The following is a 19,582-nucleotide window of genomic DNA, read 5'->3' as shown; positions in this document are numbered from 1 at the left end:
AGCCTATGCCATTGAAAATAAAGAATAACTTTTCATGCTTTAGCTCGGAATTGGCTGACGGACTTTTTGGTGGTTTTCCTCCTCGTTTAACGTGATTCAGGAGGCAAAAGTGCTGACCGACGCAGCCATCAAGGTATTGAAATCAAAGGATAAAAAATACAAGGTGACGGACCGCGACGGGATGTACCTGCTCGTCATGCCGTCTGGCACAATGACCTTCCGCTACGACTACCGTCTGAATGGGCGTCGCGAGACGGTAATCATCGGCAGATATGGGCCGACCGGCATTTCCCTTGCGCGAGCACGCGAGAAGCTCATCGAGGCCAAAAAGGCGGTCCAGGAGGGACGCTCTCCTGCGATTGAGAAGCAAAGCGCAAAACGGAAGATCAAAGAAGCCAAGAGCTTCGGCGAGTTTGGCGAACGCTGGTTTCAAGAAGGCCGCATGGCCGACAGCACCAAGGCCATGAGGCGTTCCATCTATGAGCGGGACATCCTGCCCAAGTTTCGCAAGCGGCTTCTAACTGAGATCATGACTGAAGATCTGCGAGCGCTTTGTGCGAAGGTAAAGGAGCGCGGCGCTCCGGCGGTGGCAATCCATGTCCGTGACATCGTCAAACAGATTTACGGCTTCGCCATCCTGCATGGCGAGAAAGTCCATAACCCTGCCGACGACGTTGGCCCGGCATCGATCGCCCATTTCGCTCCGCGCGACCGGTCGCTGTCACCGTCGGAAATCAGGATCATGTTCGGTCAGCTTGAGCATGTTCCCACCTTGCCGACAATCCGGCTGGGCATGAAGCTTTTCCTGCTGACAATGGTCCGTAAGAGTGAGCTTCAGGATGCGGTTTGGGATGAAGTCGATTTCGAGAACGCTGTCTGGTCGATTCCCAAGGAGCGCATGAAGCGCTCGAAAGCCCACAACGTCTATCTGTCGCAGCAGATGCTCGACATTTTCGTCGCTCTTAAGACCTGCGCGGGTAACTCGAGATACGTTCTTCCGTCGCGTTATGATGCCGACGCCCCTATGTCGCGAGCGACGTTCAATCGGATCACGACGGCGGTGGCGGAGCGGGCCAAGAAGGAGGGGCTGCCGTTGGAGCCGTTTACGGTTCACGATCTTCGGCGAACCGGCTCAACCCTGTTGAATGAGCTGGGATTCAACAGTGACTGGATCGAAAAGTGCCTGGCGCATGAGGACGGGCGCTCCTCGCGGGGTGTCTACAACAAGGCCGAATACGAGCATCAGCGCCGGCATATGATGCAGGAATGGTCCAACCTGGTGGACGCTTGGACCACCGGACAGAAATACAAACCGACCCTATATCCGCCGACGATGGACCTACTTACACCCGAGCAGGATGTTTGATGGGGCGCGTCTTACGAAGCTGAACGTCAGGTATCGGCGCACGTTTCACGGTTTTGGCGCGCGTGCCGGCACGCGAGACCCGCGGTGACGCTGCAGGATGCACCATGTCATGACTTCGTCACACCACTCGAAAATCGCGAGCCTAAGTCCTTGGCCGATGGTGGTGCTGGCGATGCGGAGATGGGGCGTTAGTGGTTGTGTTTTTGTATTCGCGCTATGTATAGGAGTGACAGTGCGATTCTCCTGCTCGGAGCTCGGCGCTGCACCGGGGGGAATGGGAAATGGCAAAGCCGGAGGACGAGGCCCGCAAAGCACTGCTGGAGCGGGCACTAGCACTTCTCGCCACCGATGCTTCGCCGGCCGCCAAGAAAAACCTCAAGAGCAACCTTGAATCGCTCGCGACGACGTTGCTGCTCGAATGGATCGTCGGCGACAAGCGCTTTGAGACTCAGAGTCAGCAGACCGAATATTGGCTCTCGCGGTTCTATGATGGGATCTTCGTCGACGAGCAGCCCGACGCAACGCGCATCTATGAGCGCTTCGGCCTCAATCTGCCGCGCTCTGGATACCTGGCCCGCCTGTTGCGCACTCGGCGAGCGTCTCAATGGCGCCAAGCGGCGCGTGAGGAATTGAAAGTACAGCTTGAACGTTACAAAGCCCGTGCCGAAGAAGCCAAGAAAGAAGGCCAGGGCCATGTCACCGAATTCGACGTCAGCCTCTCACCAGGTGCAGCAGACGAGATGCGCGTCGTCTACGATCGATTGGCTGCCTTCGTCGCCGAGCGCGAACGGCCCAAACCGCCAAAGGCAAAGCCGAGTTTCGGGAATTCTCGATGGCTTGCTGTGCCGGCTGAAACGCTCCTTTCGATCCTTGAGGCACTCGCATCCGGAGATGGCACATGAATGCAAATCCATTGGCTACCGTTGGTCTGATGTTGACGCTTGCGGGCCTTGTCGGCAGCTTTTTCAATATTCAGTTGAGCCAATGGCTCCGTGACCTTGTCGCTCTCGCGCAAAAGGTAAAGCTCAACAAGGCGCAAGGTAACGACAACCAGCAGAAGGCCATCGTCGAGTGCAAGATCGAGCTGGAAAAGCTCGCCAACGTCCAAACCTACGTCATCAATGGACTGGTTCTCGCATTTGTCGTTTTCGTCCTCATCGACGGTCTCGCCATGATCGAGGCCGCGGCTTCCGACCCACTATACCCGAATGTCCATGTCGCCCTGTGGGTGTTTCTGCTGTTCTTCATCGGAGTGTCGCTCTGGTTGACCTGCAACGGCTGGTTTATTGCCAAAGGTATTCGGGCGACGCTTGCGCAAAAGCCGTAAACCCACAAAACATTCACGATCGACGGCGTCAAAATCGACCCCGGCATTCTGGACGATTGCCGAGGCGTTGTTCGCCAATGATGTTGCGCGCGAGCGGGCGTACACGTTACGACGCTACCAGGTCGATGCGGCGATCCGCGCGGTCGAAATCGCCCTTGAAAGCCAGAATGCCGGAATTGAGCTTCCGACCGGAACTGGCAAAACTCTGATTGCTTGCCTTGTGGCGGCGTTCTGGAAAAAATTGCGCCCCACCAGCCGCATATTGCTGATCGTGCCGTCGCGCACGCTGGTCGTTCAGCACTTCGATGTCGCGCGCTGGATTGCGACCGCCCTGACCGTGGAGCGGCTAACAGACGAACAATCCGGTGATCCCGGTGCGTTGCGGCGATCCATTCTGCGGGGTGATTTTCTTGTCTCAACACCCGGAATCCTTGCCGGAGCCTTGGCGCGCGGCGTCGCCGATGATCTGATCGCGTCTTTTGATCTCGTCATTGTCGACGAATTCGACCAGTTCGTTGTCGTCGACGAGACGGACCGGGAGAGCGCTGCGCGATATGCAGAGCTCTGGCAGCGGTTGGCACGGCAGCTTCCGCAGACCGCGCGATACATCATCAAATCGGCAACACTCGGACTAGCATCGTACCCGCCAAAATGTCGTGTCTTGACGAAGGCCCAGCGTCGGTCGGCTTTGATCGGTAAGCTCCTCAACCCAGTAGCGATCGCGGTTCCAGAAGAAAGCTATGCGCCAGTCATTCCGTTCAAGCCGATCCAGATGTTTCAGGTGCATGCTCCCAATGTTGTCGTTCTGCTTGACGCCGTCGATGTCTCAAAAGGCAAGGCTCACCTTCGTCTTGAGGAGACGATTGGTCCGATCGACTACAGAGACGTCGAGCGCCGCGCGCCGCAATTGTGCGTAGGCGCACTGAATCGGTCGGTACAGCTTCGTTCGGGAGCCGGTGCAATGCGCTCCGTCCTCATCACAGGTCCAGTGCGCCATGCGTTCTGTGGCATCACTAAATTGATGATGATGCCGCAACACATTCTTGAAGACCTTACAAAAGGTCTGGGCGCTGACTTCGGCGACTGCAAGGTAAAGAACGCTCGTAATGAGGTGGTGTTTCTGCAGGATGTTCCGAGTCTGCGCGACGACCGCGAGGACGATCATTTTCATTTCTTGCGCGGCCGGAAGACGGATGCGCTCCTAGCGATCGTGACCAAGCGTGCAAAAGCAAAAGAGCGTGGCGTGGTGTTCTTGCGAACGATCACTTTGATGGAAGGGTTGAAACCGATCCTGGCGGCGGCACGTCTTCCATTGTTCGAACTATCGGGAGAGAAAACCGACAACGAACGAAAACTGGCGATCGACAAATTTCGCAAGAGTGCAAATGGTGTGCTTCTCATGACCCGGACCACAGGAGGACGAGGTCTCGATCTCCCGTTCGCCAACTACGCCGTGTTTTATTCTCCGAAATCAGACCCGGTGACGATGTGGCAGGAGATGTCGCGCATCCGCTCAACCGTATCGACGCCAAAAGACATTTATGTTCTCTGTTATGGCAACAGGGAAGCCTCGGTCCTGCATCAGGTCGCAAATGCCCTTGTGGCTGAAAACCGAAGGGTGACCTGCTCGATGGCGGCCGACCTCTAGACGCGCATGTTGGAAGGTGCAGACGCGCTTAAGGGCTTGCAAGCGGAAACGGCAGGCTCGGTCGGCAGCTATCCGGCGGGCGGCAAAGCCAACGCGTCCGCACGTCTATTCAAATAGGAGATGTAATTTAGTTGTCTCACGAGGTCGTCGGGAGCCAGCTTCTCTGCGACCAAGATCTGAGCCTCGCGCAGCGCGTTCGGGATAGAGCGCCAGCGTGTACCTGCATCGGCGGCAGCCATAAGACGGTTGCGCAACTCACGCTCCGATGCCAGTCGCAGGTCGGTTTTCAACAATCCTGGCTGCTCGATGTAGAGGAGCCGCATTGCGAGACGGCGGTAGCGTTCGTCCCTGAATTGTCGGGCCAGCACGGCTTTTTCTTCCCATGGTGCGGCATGAAACCGCGTCATGAGTATCTTATCTTCGGTTGGCGGGAACCCTCGCTCATAGAGCTGGTCTTCGACGTGTGGCGAAGCAGGATACTCTGGCTCGGCGGCTTGTGCAGCTCGGCAAAGCCGCGCCAAAAAATCTCTGTCGTCGCGAAGCCGAGCCACCCGCTCAAGCACCTCCGCCTCGTCAAACGGGGCGAGGTGTTCAGGTGTGGCGTCATAGAGTGCCCACAGCGTCGGCGCGGCATTGGTCCGGATGGTGACGATCGGCCGATCAGCGCTTTTGCAAAGCTCAATCAGTTCGTCCTGGGACAACGCGGGCAATCGCTCGATGTCAGCGTTCAAATCGAGGCAATAATGCCGGATCGCTTGTTTGGTGTGTTGCCCAATGCGCATCACAATACGGGCACGATGCCGGTTTCCTACCATTTCCGAGAACAAGAACGCGTCTTCCTCGGTAATGAAGGATTCGACGCTGGACTTTCGACTGAACCGCAGGAATTGGGACCATATCTCCGGCGCGCGGGAGCGGATAAGCGCACAAATCGAGTGCATGGTGAGAACGTCGGCCATCGCCTCGTGAGCCAGCGGCGTCGCGATGGCATTGGCCTCGGCGAGCGGCTTGAGCTTAAATATCTCGCGCCCTGTGGAATCTATCGCGGGCTTGAAAACGTCAGGCCTCAACGCAGCCGTCATCCGACAGAGGCTGAGGACATCCGCTCGCGCGCTGCCCTGCGTGTTGGTGAGATAGGCATCGTATAAACATTGATAAAAGGCGTGACGAAGGAACTCCTCGTCGAAGGAGAGGGAATTGAAGCCGAGGAAAAGCGCCGGGCACCACGATTCAAGTGTGCGGCGAATTGTCGACACCATCTCCAAGTGCGAGGGGAGGGCGGGATCCGTGAGCTGGTCAATCCGCAGTCCAGTCACATGCATGGCTTCCGGCGACGGAATGATATGGGGCATCAGCCTGCAGCGGATCTGGAGTCGGTCAATAATCCTCAATTCCTGGTCAGTACGGACCGCGGCGAAGTGCACGATCTGGTCAAATCGCTTCGCCAATCCGGTCGTCTCGACGTCATAGAGCACGAAGCTCACCCGGATTCCCCCAGCGAACTCAATCGATAGCGCATGGCCGCTTCGCTAACCTTGAAGCGCTTGGCGAGTGAAGCGACGGCTTCATCGTCTTCCAGATCAACGGAATGCCCGCCAAGCGCCGCCATCAACAAATCGGCCGGCATAAGCAACTCGGCGGCAAAAGTGTTTGCCTCGATTTCGGTCGGGTCAGTGCCGGCTGAGGCCAACGCGTCCCGGCGCAGCGATCCGCGATCGACGTGAACCGCGCCTTCGAGCTCGACCCGGTGAAGCTGGATATGGGCCAGTTCGTGGGCAAGCGTGAAACGTTGGCGGGCTGGAGCGTGCAGGGTGTTCACCCCAATGATCGGCACGCCATCGCGAACATAGGCGAGACCTGAAAGTTCGCCATCGAGAGGCGCATATTCGAGACGCACCCCAAGCGACTTTGCGATTCTTTCGATCGGCACGGGCGTCGCCCGTACGCGGTACTGTTCTAGTAGCTTCCTGGCCGCGTCTCGCGCCTTCTTCTTGTCGGCCCGCCGTGTCATGGCGCGCGCTTCTTTAGCCGGTCTTCAGCAATTGCCGACGCAATGAGGCTAGCCACCGCCGAATGCTCTTGCGGACTTAACGCCGCTCCACCGGTCATTTTGATTTCCGGCAGCGGTTCTGCGGGCACCCAGGTCTCAGGGACCAAATCTAGGATTGATTTGAGCTTGAGGGCGTTCACGAGCGCGAACAACTGGTGGACCATGATGCGCTGACGTCCGCTCTCGAGATTAGCGAGCGACGCTCGCGAAAGCCCGAGCTTTTCCGCGATCTCACCCTGGGTCAGCCCAAGCTCATCGCGCCGTTTTGCCACCGCGCGCCCGAGGCGGCGGTAAAATTCCATGTCTGACATGCTCATAAACTGCTCATCTCGCCGGTGTGCGTCAAGCTGACATTGTTTGTGTATATAGCAAACATTAATGAGAACATAAGTGTGTGGTATTGACATTTCCGGGGGCGATCTCCATGTTGAGGGTATGGTCGGGGTGGGGATGGTCTCCACTGCTTCGCCGATCCAGAAAGACATGGAGATCAGTCAAATGACTGAGATTGTTGTTGAAAATGATGCAGCAGCCGCTCTGCCGTCGATGATCAAGATCCCGGTGAAGACCGGATACCGGGAAGAGCGCGTCGTCGAGATTGAATTCGGCAGTAGCGTGACGAAGATTCTGGAGATCATCTCGGCCGAGCGCGGCTGTGCCGTCGAGGAGCTGATCTTGATTCGTGACGATTGTGCCGAGCCCCTGACCGCGGTCGTCGTGGTCGAGGTCGATTACCCGCACAAGCGTCATCACCACGTTCATCACGTCGGCGAGGTCGCGGTCACCGTCTACTATCAAGCCAAGCACAAGACTCAGTCGTTCCGCCGGAACGCAACCGTCGAAGACGTGCTCACCTGGGCGCTGAAGGCGTTCGGGGTGGATGCGAGCATGGCGAGCGAGTTCGAGCTCACGCGCCACGATGAAAAGGAAGAATTGCCGGGCAACGAACACATCGGCCACCTGGCCGGGAAGCACGGCGAGCTTGCCCTTGATCTCGTCCGCGGCGACATCGCCAACGGGAGCGGCGCATGATCGCCGATCCCTGCTTAGCGCGCGTCTCTGCCGATCTTGGGGAGCAAGATTTCCTCAGCGGTTGCGACGCGGGTCGTTGGCGCATCATCGCCTTCAACTTCCCGATTCTGGACTTCGCGATTTCTGCGATCGAGCCGGATGGCACGGTCAGCGAGTACGGCTTCCGGGCCGAGCTGTCGAACTATCCTGCTCAGGCGCCGCAGGTCCGCATCTGGGATCACGCCGGCAACGGCCCGCTGGCCGTCGAGCGACGGCCCAAGGGCGGTCCGCGGGTTCAAAAGACCTTCCAGCAATGGGGATCCGATACCGTCTATCGCCCCTGGGACAGGCAGACCGGGCCGCACGGCAACAATGCGGGCAACTTTCCGCATCTCGCATGGCGCCCGGACCGGCATCTGATTTTCATCTTCGAGGACCTCCATGGCATCCTTAATAGCAACGCTCGCGCGCAGCGTCTTCGGAACTCAGCCTGAAATCCTGTGCGAGAAGGCGGTCTGGCGGGCGGGTGTCGCCGAGCTGCGTCGTCGCACTTTTGGAAAACGAGAGAGCGGAGCATTCCTGTTAGGCTCCAAAGGCAAAGTTCGTCGCATCGACGAGTTCGTTTATTACGACGACATCGATCCGCATGCTCTCGACACCGGCATTGTCTATATCGACGGGCGACGACTGGGAGATCTTTGGACCTATTGCCGCAAGACGGGGCGTGAAGTTGTCGCCGACGTGCATGTGCATCCTCGAGGCTTTGGACAGAGCCCGTCCGACAAGGCAAACCCGGTCATCGCGGAAATCGGCCACATCGCCGTTATCCTGCCCGACTTCGCGGCCCGGGCAACCATGCCCGGCGGAATCGGCGTCTACGAATATCTGGGCGCGCGCCAATGGCGCGACCGTAGTCGCGAACGTCCTTCGCCTTTTCACGTCGGGTGGTGGCCGTGGCGCTAGACCGTCAAATCGCCCGGTTGTCCAGGATCCTCGTCGACAGAGAAGGCATAACTTTCGATGAGGCCCAAACCCGCCTTCGTGCTCTGACTTTGGAGATCGTAGTCGGTCCGGACGCAACGTCTCCGGCGGCGCATGCCGCCGTCCTCACCGCCGTGTCGGTCGGCAGTCGAACGTTCGTCGGCGGCGTCCGCGTGGCGGGAGCCACTGATCTTGCGCTGAACTCGGCTCTTCCTCTTGCCGCCGCCAGACTTGGGGAAGCCGCTCTGGAAGTTGGCGCGAGCCACTTCGAAGACGCACCGTCACAGCAGATCTTGATCGGCACGGCGCCGGATGCCGTCGCGGAGTCTGCGGTTTCGGTCTGGTGGCAAGGCTGGCGCGCAGGGATCGCTCGGCCTGGTGAGCCCCATTCTGACGATGGCGAAAATCCTCTGTCGGGCGTCGCCGCCGGGGCGCTTGCAGTCGGCGCAGCCTTTCAGGCCGGATGCGGTCGCCAAATCGACTTTTCGTCGGAGCTCGATCTATGGCCGGTCGCGCCGGGCGAAGAGGCGCCCCGCTTCGAGGAGATATTCCTGCCCGGCGCAATCTGGTTGGTCGGACTCGGAAACCTGGGTCAGGCTTTCCTCTGGGCCCTCGCGTCACTGCCTTATGCGGATCCCGCAAACGTTTCGATCATGCTCCAGGATCGCGACAAAGTGACCGAGGAAAACTGGGCCACGTCGGTCTTGGTCCGGGATGAAGCTTACGGAGCCCTCAAGACCAAGATTGCAGAGGAGTGGGCGACCGCAAAGAAATTCGATGTGCGGCGCACGGATCGCCATCTGCTTGAAGGTGATCGGCTTGAGGATGTTGATCCTCGCGTCGCACTCTGCGGGGTGGACAAGATCGAAGCGCGGAAGATCATGGGCAATACCGGCTTCGATTGCATTGTCGACGCTGGGCTTGGCCGCAGGGCATCCGACTTCGATCGATATCGGGTCACGATATTCGATAGCGCTCGGCCGATCCGCAAGCACTTTGAAGGACAGACGGACGAGCAGGGGGCAGACCAGATCCCCGACAATGATGCCTACCAGCGCCTCGAAGCAGAGGTCGGGCGTTGTGGTACGGCCGAAGTTGCAGGTGCGAGCGTTGCGGCTCCCTATGTCAGTGCTGTCGCCGCGACGGTCGCCGTCTCGCGTCTCATAGCCATCGCCTCGGGCTGTCCTTGCAGGACGAACGAGGTGCGACGGCTTTCGGAGCCGCGGCCCAGAACAGGTCCTCTGGTCAAAATCGAAGCGCGCGGCGCACGGCATGCGGGGAGGCCACCGTCGGCGAAGTCCACTCCGTGACTAAAGCGTATAACTAGTCATATATGACTTGATGGGGCGCGTCTTGCGGAGCTGGACGTCGGGAATGGGCGCGCGCTTCACGGCCTTGGCGCGTGAAGCGCGGCGCCGCTCTTCCAGCCAGGCCTCGACCTCGGAAAGATCCCAGACCACGCAGCGGGACGTGAGATAAAAGCGCTGGGGAAATTCGCCGCGCTGCTCCATGTCATAGATCGTGGTGTCGGCGAGAGGGACCAATTCCCGGAGCTGATGCCGCCTGATGGTTCGCTTCACAATAGTTTCGGCTTGCTGCTTCATTTGAACGTCCATCGCCTGTCTGCCTGAAACGATAAAAAGCGATAGATAAAGCGGAAAACAAGCTCGAGTTGGTTGGCGTAGAGCTATGTCGTATTCTAACGTGTAAATCGGACAGAGCATCCGGTTGATATCTGATGGTACGAGGTTCGCCTTCGGGGTTTGCCAAATGGTCCTGCCCGAACGTGGCGTATCATTCACTGCCAATTACCCGCAACTTCATGGCGCGGGTCTTCAACCGTTCGGCATCTCCAAGCGGCTATCGCCACATCTCCGCAAACTTCTCTCGCAAGGGTTCCAACTGGCTTGGAAGCGATTGCTCGCATGTGATGCCGAGATAGGTGGCGGCACGCGTTGTGCCGACATAAAGGTACTTATCGAACAGATCGGGCTGCTCTTCGGCGAGCTTGTCAATACCGAGAAAAAACACCGCCTCAAATTCCAAGCCCTTGATGTGTTGGACGTTGAACACGCGCACAGCGCTTTCACGACCACGGACTTGGCCGTCGGGGCAAGGAATCACACGAATATTGCGCTCGATTAGCGCGTCAGCCAGCGCGGCTGCGACAGGTCGAACATCGACTTCACTATTTACAAGGACAGCGATGGACGGCAGTGCTTGAACAAATGCCTCAATCTCAAGAATGCGCTGAGCCAGCCAGCGCGCTGTCTCCGATATATCGCTCATGTTGAATGCGAGAACCGGCGCGACACCTTCGTTCTCTGCATAGTCCGGAAGCACGACTTCAGCCGCGCCGTCACCGCTAAGACTGACCAGCTGTCGAGCGAGCTCGTGTAGCCGGCGGCTTTGCCGATAAGCTACAGTGATGGTACGAGGCTCGATGTCGGGAAGCACCCACCTCATTTGCTCGATCGAACGTGTGCCCCAACTTGTCACACGTTGGTTGAAATCGCCGCAGGCGAAGAATGAACGCGTGCCAGGTCGCGCCAGCGTTGCCATGCAGGAAAGCTGGATGGGTGAGAAGTCGGTCGCTTCATCGACAAGCACTTGTGTCCGGTACACATTCTCCAACCGTTCCAAAATCGATTGAGCCGGGTCGCCTGCGTCACTAAGGCGCCGCGCCCGCCTCACCAAGTCGTCCGTGCTTCGTATCATTGCAAGAAGCAGAATATCGACCTCCAGGGGATGGATGTCCGTAGGGGGGAAGCCTTCCAGCTGGTACCAAACACCTTCAGCTTGCCGGCTGCGGCGAAACCGGCGGTAGCGTTGGGGGGTGCCGTCCACATATCGGCGTACGGGATTCAGAAACCACCTCAGCGCAGTCTGGACGAGCAGGCTCTCGCCGGTTGCCTGCAGATCGGCGTCGGGCAGCGTCCGATCGCCGAGCCAGTCGAGAATGCGGCCGGTTCGACTGGTCTTAACTACGTTTCGCTTACGAGCCCGAGCGCGGGCCAGCGAGCGCATCACCCGCATGTAGTGGTTCATAGCGGCAGCTCTGCCCACGCGCGGTGGACCCGCTTCATCTTCGTCCTCGGCGTCCTGCTCCTCCACATCATCGGCAAGGTCGGACAGCCCTTCAACAAAGCTTCCGAACGCGTCAAGAAAACGCCGATCCTTGTTGACCTGCAAATTCAGTGCGCCACGGATCGCCGCGTCGGTAGCCTCCTTTCGACTCTCCACCATCGCACGAATGTCGTCAGCGATCGGCAGCAAGGCGACGAATATGCTTGGCGCGTCCGTTCCATTCGCGCCCATGGCCGTGAGAAGTCTCGCGCCCACGCGTGCCACATCGGGCGCAGCATGGTCGCTCAAGCTCTGAGCCGAGGCTCGCATCTCGTCCCAATAGGCGGTCTTTTGCCATTGGTCGAAGTCGGCGAACCAGCCAATCGCATCGTTTTCCGCCTCGGCTTTGAGCGTGCGCGCAGCATCCTTTAATACGAATGAACTGTTGTTGGCTGCAGATCGAAGGATGGAGAACTCGTTGCGCGCGAGATCTTCGCGTAAGTCGGCCCAAGTGCTTATGCGGTCATCCGGCGCTGGGATACCTTCACGATTGAATGCCTCTTTCACATAGAGCTTCAGCAATTCCGTCGGGGTGAACATGATCCAATCACGAGCATGGTTGGCGTGACCGTCGCGTGATGCCGCGCCAACAGCCCGCTGCTCGTCCTCGTCGAGGAATGCTATGTCGAGTTTCTGGCCCAAGCGGCGTATCAACGTGGTCGTTTTTCCAGTGCCTGGCGCCCCGAGGATCAACAGACGGCTGTTCAACGGCAGACGGAAGATATCGTCTTGGTATTGGTCCAGAATGGGCTGATCGCGGAGATCCATCTTGGTGATGACGCTGCGGCGCAGCCCTTCGCGGATGTTCTCTGCCTGGCTCTCCTCGTCCAAAAGACTATCCAGCAAGGTCGCGTCAACATCCGGCTCAACTCGTTCGAGCAGCCGTCGAAGTGACTCGACCGTGACGGGGCCATAGGTGTCGCCTTGGACAATCGAGTTACGCGAGTCCCATTCCCCGTCGACCGTCTTTGGCTGAAATCGCGCATATTCCAAAACCTCAACCGAAACGGGGCGACCGTTGAGGCGAACCGTGTGATCGGCACCGACCGGAAGTGCGGCCAACCTGCCCATGGGCGAACGATAGCTTGCCAGCTTAATCCGCTTATCCGTGATGGAAACGGGCGCCGCGCGACAAATAAAGTATGCCGTTGCAATTCCGTCCTCATCAACGACTGCGACGCGGGCGATCGCGGGTTCGAGCGCAAGAAGCCGGTGGCCTTCGGTGTTTTCTTGATCGATGCGACGTCTGTTTCTGTCAGGCTCAGGGGATGTCCAGCTGTTATCAGCGATTTGGAGAGAGACGTCGCTCCCGGCAGCGGACGCGAGATGACTCTTGGCAGCGTCAGAAATTGTCGCGAAGGTTTCGAGGCTTTCCCGTGCGATAGCCTCAATATGTCTTTGATCGTCTTCCAATCTAGCCATTGCACCCATCCCCGTCGGAAACTCTATCTTGTGATGGCATTGGAAATACAGGCACGTCCATAGACTGCACGGGGATGACGGCGCCGGAGGTCATCAGCACGATCAACCCTCGCTCGGCGTCGGTCATGCCGAGATAGGCCCGAACCTGCGCGCGATAGTGATCGAGCGTTTCAGGGGCCGGCGCCACGTCGCTCTTCCAGTCCACGACGACGGCGGGACGGCCCTCGGCCGTCAAGGTCAGGGCATCCGCGATCCCGGCCGTTGCGGTTTCCAGGCCGTCGGCCGCCTGCGCGGCATAGACGGGACACTCGGCCAGAAGACCCGGCCGCAAGGCCACGATGTCAGGCAGGGCCAAGGTCCGGGCGACACAGGACGCCAGCTCCTGGGCCGACAATCCCGTCGCCGGGTCGGCGACCGGAGACCGGCCGAGGGCGCGGATGAGGATGGCAGCCCGTTCGGCAATGGCCGCCTCAGCCTCTTGGGTTTCGCCGGTTAGCACCTCTTCCATGAGCTTGTGCAGGATCAGCCCGCGTTCGCGTCCGCCCTGCACCAGGCCGGCGGTTTCCAGCTCGGGAGGCTGGTCGTCGGCCGATCCGGTCCAGATCGTGGCCTCTTCTTCCTGGAGTACGGTCCCGGCGGCATTCTCGTCGCGGCTGGGCGCGAGCCAGGTCAGCCGCGTCTGCCCGGCGGCGATGGTTTCGGCTTCCGCTGCGAAGCTCGCGCGCGTCTGGGCGTTGGCCGCTCCCGCGCCTGCGGTGGTGATGCCGGCAGGCAGGTGGGAGACGTCCAGGGCGGGAAGCTCGGCGAGCGACAGGTCGACGAGACCGATCCAGGCGGATTTCGCCGGCGTCGTGTCGAGCCGGGGCAGGACGAGGAGTTCACGTGCGCGAGTGGCGGCGACATACCAGAGCCGGATGCGTTCGCGGTCCAGCTCGTCTTTTTCCGCCTCGCGCGCGGCCTCGTAGCCCTCGGGCGGGACGCCCAGGACCGGGCAATAAAAGGTTTCCGTCTGGCGGTCGATGACCGCGCTTTCGGGCGCCATGACGCCGGTCATGGTGTTGACCGGAATGACGATCGGCCATTCCAGTCCTTTGGCCGCGTGCATGGTGAAGAGCGCGACGGCTTCCTCTTGGGCGTCGGGCCGGCCCTCGACGGCGCGTGCCTCGTCCGACCACGCCGCCGTCATCGCCTCGGCAAAGGCGCGCAGGCCGCGCACGGCGTAGCCAGTCGACAGGCTAAGATAGAGATCGACATTGGCGAGCGCGCGCTCGGCCTGGCCACGATGGCGCTCGAGGAGAATCGGGCGAACGCGCATCACGTCCACGGCCTGCGAGAGCAGCTCGTGTGGGGTCGTGCTGTTGCCGCGCCGGGAAAGCGATTGCAGCCGCTCGATGACCTCGCGTGCGAGCGGGTGCGCGATGACAGCGGGGTCGATGCTGAGATCCAGACGCGGAATCCGAGCCGGCTCTTCCTCCGAGCGCGGAAGCCCCCAGACGATGTCCAGCAGCTCTTCTTCGGCGAGACCGACCTGAGGCCCGCGGAGCAGCGCGCCGAGCGCCAGTGTGTCGCGGCGATCGGCGAGGACGCGCGTCAGCGCGATCAGGTCCTGTATTTCCTGGCGACGGAACAGCCCCTTGCCGGCCTGGGTCGCCACGGGGATGCCCCGGCGCTCCAAGGCTTCCTCATAGCGCCACAGCTCCGCACCGGTCGGCGCCAGCAAGGCGATGTCGCCCGGCTGGCAAGGGCGTTCCGCTCCGCTACGCCGGTCGATGATGGGATGGCTTTCGATCAGCCGTGCGCACAGATCGGCGATGGCATCGGCCTCGGCGTCGCGCTGCTGCTCGGCGCTGGCCTTGCCGTTTTCATCGGCCACGGCGATGTCGAGGGCCGCCACGGACAGGCCGCCGCGGTCGTCATGGAACGGATCGAGGGCGGTGAAGCCCGGCTGCCCATCGGCCGAAAGTACCGCCTCGAAGCGCTCGTTGACGAAGGTGAGGATCGAGGCGCAGGAGCGGAAATTCGTGGAGATCGACAGAAGGCTGCCGGGGTCCTGGGCGCGGAAGGCGTCGCGCGCCTGAACGTAGGCGCCGACATCAGCGCCACGGAAGCGATAGATCGCCTGTTTGGGATCGCCGACGAGGAAGAGCGCGCCCGGCCGGATGCGGAACCCGGTCCAGTCGTCATCACCATCGACCGGCTCGCCGCACAGGCGCCAGAAGATCTCGGTTTGCAGGGGATCGGTGTCCTGGAACTCGTCGACGAGGACATGGGCGAAACGCTGGCCGAGCGCGCGGCGGACGTCGTCATGGTCGCGCAGCAGATCGCGCGCGGCGAAAATCAGATCGTCGAAGTCGAGTTGGGCGCTCGCGCGCTTGTGGTCGCGATAGCGTTGCAGGATCGGGCACCCTTCTTCGATCAGCGCCCCAAGGGCCTGGCCGGCCGCGGCCTGAACAAGCGAAACCCAGGCGTCGCAGCAGGCGGTGTAGTGGGCATCGGCCGCGACGTTCAGCCGGTCGCCATCGGCCTTGGAGAGGCCGGCCTGCTTTGCCGCGGCGGCCCATTTGCCCTTCTTGCGATAGGAGGCGAAGGCGCCGGCCTTGGTGCAAAGGTCCGGGTGAGGACGCGAGGTCAGGAGCTGGACGAGCCCCGTGGGCGTGGCGGGATCGGGACCGTTTGCCAAGGCGGTTGCCATCTCGGCCAGCCGCTCGACGATCGCCACCGTCTCCGGCTCGGCCGCCGCCGTGCCGTTCATGAAGCTCGCAAAATCCGCGGTGGCCTGCCGAAACGCCGTCAGATGGCCGCTAAGCGGGGAAACGAGCGGGGCCGCGAGCGTGCGCCGGCGGCGCAGATTCTCGGCGATCTTGTGGATGAGCGCCACGGTTTCCCCGGGGCTGTGCAGCACCATCTCGGCAAGGACGCTGCCCTGGCCGCCGGACAGGCGCTCGCGCAGCCAGCCGTCCACAATTTCGAGGAAGGTGAGATCGGCCTGGTTGCGATCCATGACGCCGGCGCCGGGATCGATGTCGGCCTCCGCCGGATAGGGCTTGATCAGGCGCTGGCAGAAGCCGTGGATGGTCGAACAGGTGATCTCGTCGATCGCGGCGCTTGCGGCGGCGAGATTGTCGCGATGGGTCTGGGACAGCCCATTGGGCAGCGCCACGCGCAGTTCGGTCGCGATCTTGCCGGCCGAGAGGTCGGCGACGAATTCGCGGACACGCGATAACAGCTCGCTCGCGGCAAGCTCGGTGAAGGTGACGGCGGCGATGGAACGCGGCGAGACGCCTTCGGCGAGCATGGCGGCGATGCGGCCGGCCATGACGGCGGTCTTGCCCGAACCCGCGCCAGCCTCGACCAGGATCGAGCGGTCATGAAGGCTGATCGCATCGCGGCGTGCGCCGTCATCCTTCAGCATCTTGGACACGCTGCTCATCATTCCGCCTCCCAGACCTGAGCGACTTCGCCCAGCCGCTCCGTCGCGGCGGGCATCTTGCGTTTGCAATAGGTGGCGCTGGCATTGGCCGGCAGCGCGAAGGCGAGGTCGTCATAATCGCCGCCGGTGTCCGGGCCAGGCAGAGCTGCGCCGCTGGCCAGACTCGACCTTGCCGCACGGAGATAGCCCGTGATCTCCGCGAGCACGGCCTCGGGATCGTCGAGCTGAAGATCGATGGGCTCGCGGGGGTAGAGCAGCGAGGCGCTGATGGCGACATCGTCGCCGAGGAGCGCCTTCACCGCGAAGGCATAGAGACAGCGCTGAAGCTCGCGTCCGCCGTTCAGGCGGATGTCGCCCCGCGGCGGGCGGCCGGTCTTGTAGTCGCGGACGAGCGCGCGCTTGCCGTCGCCCGAGATGTCGAGCCGGTCGATATAGCCAGCGATGTTGAAGCCAGTGTCGGGGATCGTAACCGGCGTGCTCGCATCCCATGGGGCTTCGGCTTCAGATTTCGGCTCCGAGCCACCGAAGGGCACCTCTCCATAGGAGCGTGCGCCCGGCAGAAGGTCATCGCCATAGGACAGGGCGCGGCCCGCCATCACGCGGGCGTCGTCGAGGGTGCGTCCCCAGATGACAGCGGGCGGAACTGGCCGCTCGCTTTCCCAATCGGCGGCAACCGCTTGCGCGGCCCGGGCTACTGCCGCTTCGACGGTCTCCGTGTCGGCGGATGCAAGTCCGCCTCCGGTTTCGAGGTCGCGCAAGGCGCGATCCAGAACCATGTGGACGAGATCGCCGATCCCGAGCGCGTCGAGCACGAGCGGTTCGGCGCTGCTTTGCGGTTCACGCCATCCGAACGCATAGACCCACACGAAGCTGAGCGGATTGCGCAGCAGGCGGCGAAGCGAGCTGGCCGACTGGGTGCGGCTGAGGATCGCAAGAACGAGCGGATGATCCGCCCGCACGAGCCCGTCATGTGGAGTGATCTCCGTCTGCCGCCAGTCGCGCCAGCAGCCTTGCGCGCCGACCGCTTGCGGATCGGCCGCGAACTCGTGGGGCCGGGCCGTGAGGCGGTCGGTCTCGCTGAAGGCATGCCCCGGTGTCGCGTTGCGGCGGAGGTAGGTTTCGTCGCCATGTCCGGCGAGCAGGGGGCTGCGTCCCAGGAGACGCCCGTCGCTGTCGCGCCGGGCGCGCGAGAGAACGACGTTGTCGGCCGTCGTTGCGAGGATCGTCTCGAAGTCGCGGCGATCAGCGAGGTTTACCGGCAGCGGATCGAGCACCGGGGTCGGGATGATATGGTCCGGGATCAGCCGGTCCTCGGCAATCCCGCGCGGCCAGCGCGAGGAATTGAGCCCGAGGAGCCGCACAAAGCGGCGGGGCGACGCTGCGAGGGCGCTGGCCGGCATCCAGGCGACGCAGACGCAAGCCTCCAGTCCGTCGTCCTGCTTCAGCGTTTCCAGCGTCGCGTCGATCGAGGCAGCGGGGCCGGCGAGAAGCGCCTTTCGCCAGATTGCGAGCGCTCGGCCCTTGAGGAAAGCTTCTCCGATCTCGCTGGCGGCGTCCGGTCCTTTCGCCAGAATCTCGACCGCTGTGCGCAGCGCCGGAGCATGGTCCGTGCCGTCGGGCCAGTCTTCCGGCGTCAACCGCGCGAGCAGGCGGCTCCAGGCGCCCAGCGTCGAGAGCGGCGCATCGGTCGGCAGAACGCGCAACCAGCCTTCGGGCAGGGTCTTGAAGGGACCTGTGTCCCGGCACAGCGCCGCCAGACGGCGCAGCCGCGACTGCGACAGACCGCGAACCACGATATCGGCCAGCGCCGCGGCCGCCTGGCCCTCGCGGGTGGTGACGGTTCGGACGCCGTGGACGAAGTGCAGGTCGATATTAGCGTCGGCGCGCAGGGCCAGGAAATGATCGTCATAGTCGGCGGGCGATGCGGTCGCGATGGCGATTTGCGCGGGCGACACGCCCGAGGCGAGCAGGCTTCGCGCCCAGCGCATCGCCTCGATGGCCTCGTGATAGGCCGTCGCCGCGCTTACGGCGCTGATCCCCGGCGTTTTCGCCGGTGCGCGCGCGACCGTGACGCCCGTGCCGTCCAACCACGCGGGAACGCTCCTCGGGCCGGCCGTCCATTGCACGGGGATATGGGCGGTGAGAGCCTTGAGCAGCGGCCGCCAGCAGGGTGAGAGTTCGGTGAGGCCGGCGATCTCCATCGGACCGAGGACGGCCGGCGCATGACCAATGCGGGCGGTCGCGGCGGCGACGATGTCGAGGGGGCGCATCATGCCGGACGGAAGCTGGTCGAGGACGGCCGCCTCCAGGCGTGCGATGGCGCCGAGACGCGGATGGTCGGCCGCTCGCGCAGCGAGGTCGATGCCCGCGCGCCAGGCCTTGTGGAGCGTGTCGGCCGCCGCATCGATCATGCCGGGAAGGACCTTAATGCTCTCCAACTCGCCCATCTGTGTCGTGGGCAGGGCCGCCTGAATGGCCGTGCGCAGGCTCTCGTCGTCGATGGGCCGGGCGAAGCCGCCGGCCAGCCGGACGGCCGCCTGCTCGAAGGACATGATATGGAGGCCGTGACGACTGTCACGGCTCGCAGCCAGCCGGCTCTCTTGCATGGCGAGGCGGCCGTGAACGACCATGGTGGATCGACTCACGATGATCAAGGCCGCTCTCCTTCCAGGCGCGGCTGATTGCTGGAACGCCGAGCCAGCGGCGGCGATCGCCGTCCGCTGAATTCGCTTTTCGAGCCGCACCCCTGCATGCCGTGCCCCCCAATTCGCGAGCGTTCACCCGTTGACGCGCGCCCCTAATGGGAATAATAATTATACGGACTGAGGTTGCGTGTCCATATACTTTTTATTCTCATTTGCGCGAGGCGGAAACAATGGCAGAGGCCGCTACGGCGTTGAAATGGGGGGTGGGGCGCCGGCTCGAATTCATCGAGTTCCGGCTGTTCTGGGAGGGCTCGATCAACCGCGCCGACCTCGTGGAGGTCTTCGGCGTATCGGTTCCGCAGGCGTCGAAGGACCTGACGCTCTATCAGGAGCGGGCGCCCGGAAACATGGAGTATGACACCCGCGCTAAGCGTTACGTCGCCGCCGAGCAATTCGTTCTGCGCTTCCTTGAGCCGGACCCTTACGTCTATCTCGCGCAGCTTCGCTCGGTCGCCGAAGGCGCTGTGCCCGCGCACGATTCATGGATTGCGGCGCTTCCCAGCGCTGATGTCGCAC

At 61.8% G+C, this 19,582-nt stretch carries 15 protein-coding genes and 1 pseudogene; 9 read left to right on the top strand and 7 right to left on the bottom strand.

Annotated elements, in window-relative coordinates:
* Positions 1 to 109 precede the first annotated feature (109 nt).
* From ACVWZM_RS00080 to ACVWZM_RS00065, 4 genes are all read left to right on the top strand, one after another.
* Entirely contained in the window at positions 110 to 1,366 is a 1,257-nt protein-coding gene (locus tag ACVWZM_RS00080) for a tyrosine-type recombinase/integrase (RefSeq protein ID WP_456851352.1), read from the top strand.
* Between the two features lie 281 nt (positions 1,367 to 1,647).
* The gene (locus tag ACVWZM_RS00075) at positions 1,648 to 2,268 is read left to right on the top strand and encodes a hypothetical protein (RefSeq protein WP_456851350.1); all 621 of its coding nucleotides are present in this window, start codon (positions 1,648 to 1,650) and stop codon (positions 2,266 to 2,268) included.
* Positions 2,265 to 2,693 carry a hypothetical protein gene (locus ACVWZM_RS00070; RefSeq protein WP_456851348.1) on the top strand — a complete coding sequence of 143 codons (429 nt, stop codon included), beginning with the start codon at positions 2,265 to 2,267 and terminating at the stop codon, positions 2,691 to 2,693. The genes ACVWZM_RS00075 and ACVWZM_RS00070 overlap by 4 nt, the downstream gene beginning before the upstream one ends.
* Positions 2,677 to 4,341 (top strand): DEAD/DEAH box helicase, encoded by a 1,665-nt coding sequence (locus tag ACVWZM_RS00065; RefSeq protein WP_456851346.1) that lies wholly within the window; start codon positions 2,677 to 2,679, stop codon positions 4,339 to 4,341. Before ACVWZM_RS00070 ends, ACVWZM_RS00065 begins: the two co-directional genes overlap by 17 nt.
* A gap of 68 nt (positions 4,342 to 4,409) precedes the next feature.
* Here the strand turns inward: ACVWZM_RS00065 and ACVWZM_RS00060 are convergent, their stop codons facing one another.
* From ACVWZM_RS00060 to ACVWZM_RS00050, 3 genes are read right to left on the bottom strand one after another with little or no spacing between them, the layout of a single operon-like run.
* A complete protein-coding gene (locus tag ACVWZM_RS00060; RefSeq protein ID WP_456851344.1) occupies positions 4,410 to 5,825 on the bottom strand; it encodes an exonuclease domain-containing protein in 1,416 nt (471 codons plus the stop codon).
* Positions 5,822 to 6,352 (bottom strand): ImmA/IrrE family metallo-endopeptidase, encoded by a 531-nt coding sequence (locus ACVWZM_RS00055; RefSeq protein ID WP_456851342.1) that lies wholly within the window; start codon positions 6,350 to 6,352, stop codon positions 5,822 to 5,824. The genes ACVWZM_RS00060 and ACVWZM_RS00055 overlap by 4 nt, the downstream gene beginning before the upstream one ends.
* A complete protein-coding gene (locus ACVWZM_RS00050; RefSeq protein WP_456851340.1) occupies positions 6,349 to 6,708 on the bottom strand; it encodes a helix-turn-helix domain-containing protein in 360 nt (119 codons plus the stop codon). Before ACVWZM_RS00050 ends, ACVWZM_RS00055 begins: the two co-directional genes overlap by 4 nt.
* Before the next feature lie 181 nt (positions 6,709 to 6,889).
* On the opposite strand from ACVWZM_RS00050, the gene ACVWZM_RS00045 reads away from it, so the two are divergent.
* Genes ACVWZM_RS00045 through ACVWZM_RS00030 form a run of 4 tightly spaced genes read left to right on the top strand, consistent with a single transcriptional unit; the run spans position 6,890 to position 9,693 of the window.
* Positions 6,890 to 7,423, top strand: a complete 534-nt coding sequence (locus ACVWZM_RS00045; RefSeq protein WP_456851338.1) for a hypothetical protein — start codon at positions 6,890 to 6,892, stop codon at positions 7,421 to 7,423.
* Positions 7,420 to 7,896: a DUF7665 family protein gene (locus tag ACVWZM_RS00040; protein WP_456851336.1), complete on the top strand. Its 477-nt coding sequence runs from the start codon at positions 7,420 to 7,422 to the stop codon at positions 7,894 to 7,896. The genes ACVWZM_RS00045 and ACVWZM_RS00040 overlap by 4 nt, the downstream gene beginning before the upstream one ends.
* Positions 7,844 to 8,365: a hypothetical protein gene (locus ACVWZM_RS00035; protein ID WP_456851334.1), complete on the top strand. Its 522-nt coding sequence runs from the start codon at positions 7,844 to 7,846 to the stop codon at positions 8,363 to 8,365. The genes ACVWZM_RS00040 and ACVWZM_RS00035 overlap by 53 nt, the downstream gene beginning before the upstream one ends.
* Positions 8,356 to 9,693 (top strand): hypothetical protein, encoded by a 1,338-nt coding sequence (locus ACVWZM_RS00030; protein WP_456851332.1) that lies wholly within the window; start codon positions 8,356 to 8,358, stop codon positions 9,691 to 9,693. The genes ACVWZM_RS00035 and ACVWZM_RS00030 overlap by 10 nt, the downstream gene beginning before the upstream one ends.
* Here ACVWZM_RS00030 and ACVWZM_RS00025 read toward each other — a convergent pair whose 3' ends face one another.
* From ACVWZM_RS00025 to ACVWZM_RS00010, 4 genes are all read right to left on the bottom strand, one after another.
* Complete coding sequence (locus ACVWZM_RS00025) at positions 9,694 to 9,987, bottom strand: helix-turn-helix transcriptional regulator (protein WP_456851330.1); 294 nt, start codon at positions 9,985 to 9,987, stop codon at positions 9,694 to 9,696.
* 256 nt (positions 9,988 to 10,243) lie between these two features.
* Positions 10,244 to 12,931, bottom strand: coding sequence for an ATP-binding domain-containing protein (locus tag ACVWZM_RS00020; protein WP_456851328.1), 2,688 nt, complete (start codon positions 12,929 to 12,931; stop codon positions 10,244 to 10,246).
* Entirely contained in the window at positions 12,924 to 16,361 is a 3,438-nt protein-coding gene (locus ACVWZM_RS00015; protein ID WP_456856582.1) for a UvrD-helicase domain-containing protein, read from the bottom strand. The genes ACVWZM_RS00020 and ACVWZM_RS00015 overlap by 8 nt, the downstream gene beginning before the upstream one ends.
* Positions 16,361 to 19,015 (bottom strand): PD-(D/E)XK nuclease family protein, encoded by a 2,655-nt coding sequence (locus ACVWZM_RS00010; RefSeq protein WP_456851326.1) that lies wholly within the window; start codon positions 19,013 to 19,015, stop codon positions 16,361 to 16,363. The genes ACVWZM_RS00015 and ACVWZM_RS00010 overlap by 1 nt, the downstream gene beginning before the upstream one ends.
* 221 nt (positions 19,016 to 19,236) lie before the next feature.
* Here ACVWZM_RS00010 and ACVWZM_RS00005 point away from each other — a divergent pair.
* Positions 19,237 to 19,582, top strand: a pseudogene (locus ACVWZM_RS00005) (transcriptional regulator); the annotation flags it as partial.

Source organism: Bradyrhizobium sp. USDA 4501 (assembly GCF_054062115.1).
Note: the sequence above shows the minus strand (reverse complement) of the source record. Positions and strands in the feature narration are given on the sequence as shown.

Excerpts from the sequence above, each read along its gene's own strand:
- ACVWZM_RS00075 (WP_456851350.1), top strand. The coding sequence starts at position 1,648 with ATGGCAAAGCCGGAGGACGAGGCCCGCAAAGCACTGCTGGAGCGGGCA.
- ACVWZM_RS00070 (WP_456851348.1), top strand. The coding sequence starts at position 2,265 with ATGAATGCAAATCCATTGGCTACCGTTGGTCTGATGTTGACGCTTGCG.
- ACVWZM_RS00055 (WP_456851342.1), bottom strand. The coding sequence starts at position 6,352 with ATGACACGGCGGGCCGACAAGAAGAAGGCGCGAGACGCGGCCAGGAAG.
- ACVWZM_RS00050 (WP_456851340.1), bottom strand. The coding sequence starts at position 6,708 with ATGAGCATGTCAGACATGGAATTTTACCGCCGCCTCGGGCGCGCGGTG.
- ACVWZM_RS00045 (WP_456851338.1), top strand. The coding sequence starts at position 6,890 with ATGACTGAGATTGTTGTTGAAAATGATGCAGCAGCCGCTCTGCCGTCG.
- ACVWZM_RS00040 (WP_456851336.1), top strand. The coding sequence starts at position 7,420 with ATGATCGCCGATCCCTGCTTAGCGCGCGTCTCTGCCGATCTTGGGGAG.
- ACVWZM_RS00035 (WP_456851334.1), top strand. The coding sequence starts at position 7,844 with ATGGCATCCTTAATAGCAACGCTCGCGCGCAGCGTCTTCGGAACTCAG.
- ACVWZM_RS00025 (WP_456851330.1), bottom strand. The coding sequence starts at position 9,987 with ATGAAGCAGCAAGCCGAAACTATTGTGAAGCGAACCATCAGGCGGCAT.
- ACVWZM_RS00020 (WP_456851328.1), bottom strand. The coding sequence starts at position 12,931 with ATGGCTAGATTGGAAGACGATCAAAGACATATTGAGGCTATCGCACGG.
- ACVWZM_RS00015 (WP_456856582.1), bottom strand. The coding sequence starts at position 16,361 with ATGAGCAGCGTGTCCAAGATGCTGAAGGATGACGGCGCACGCCGCGAT.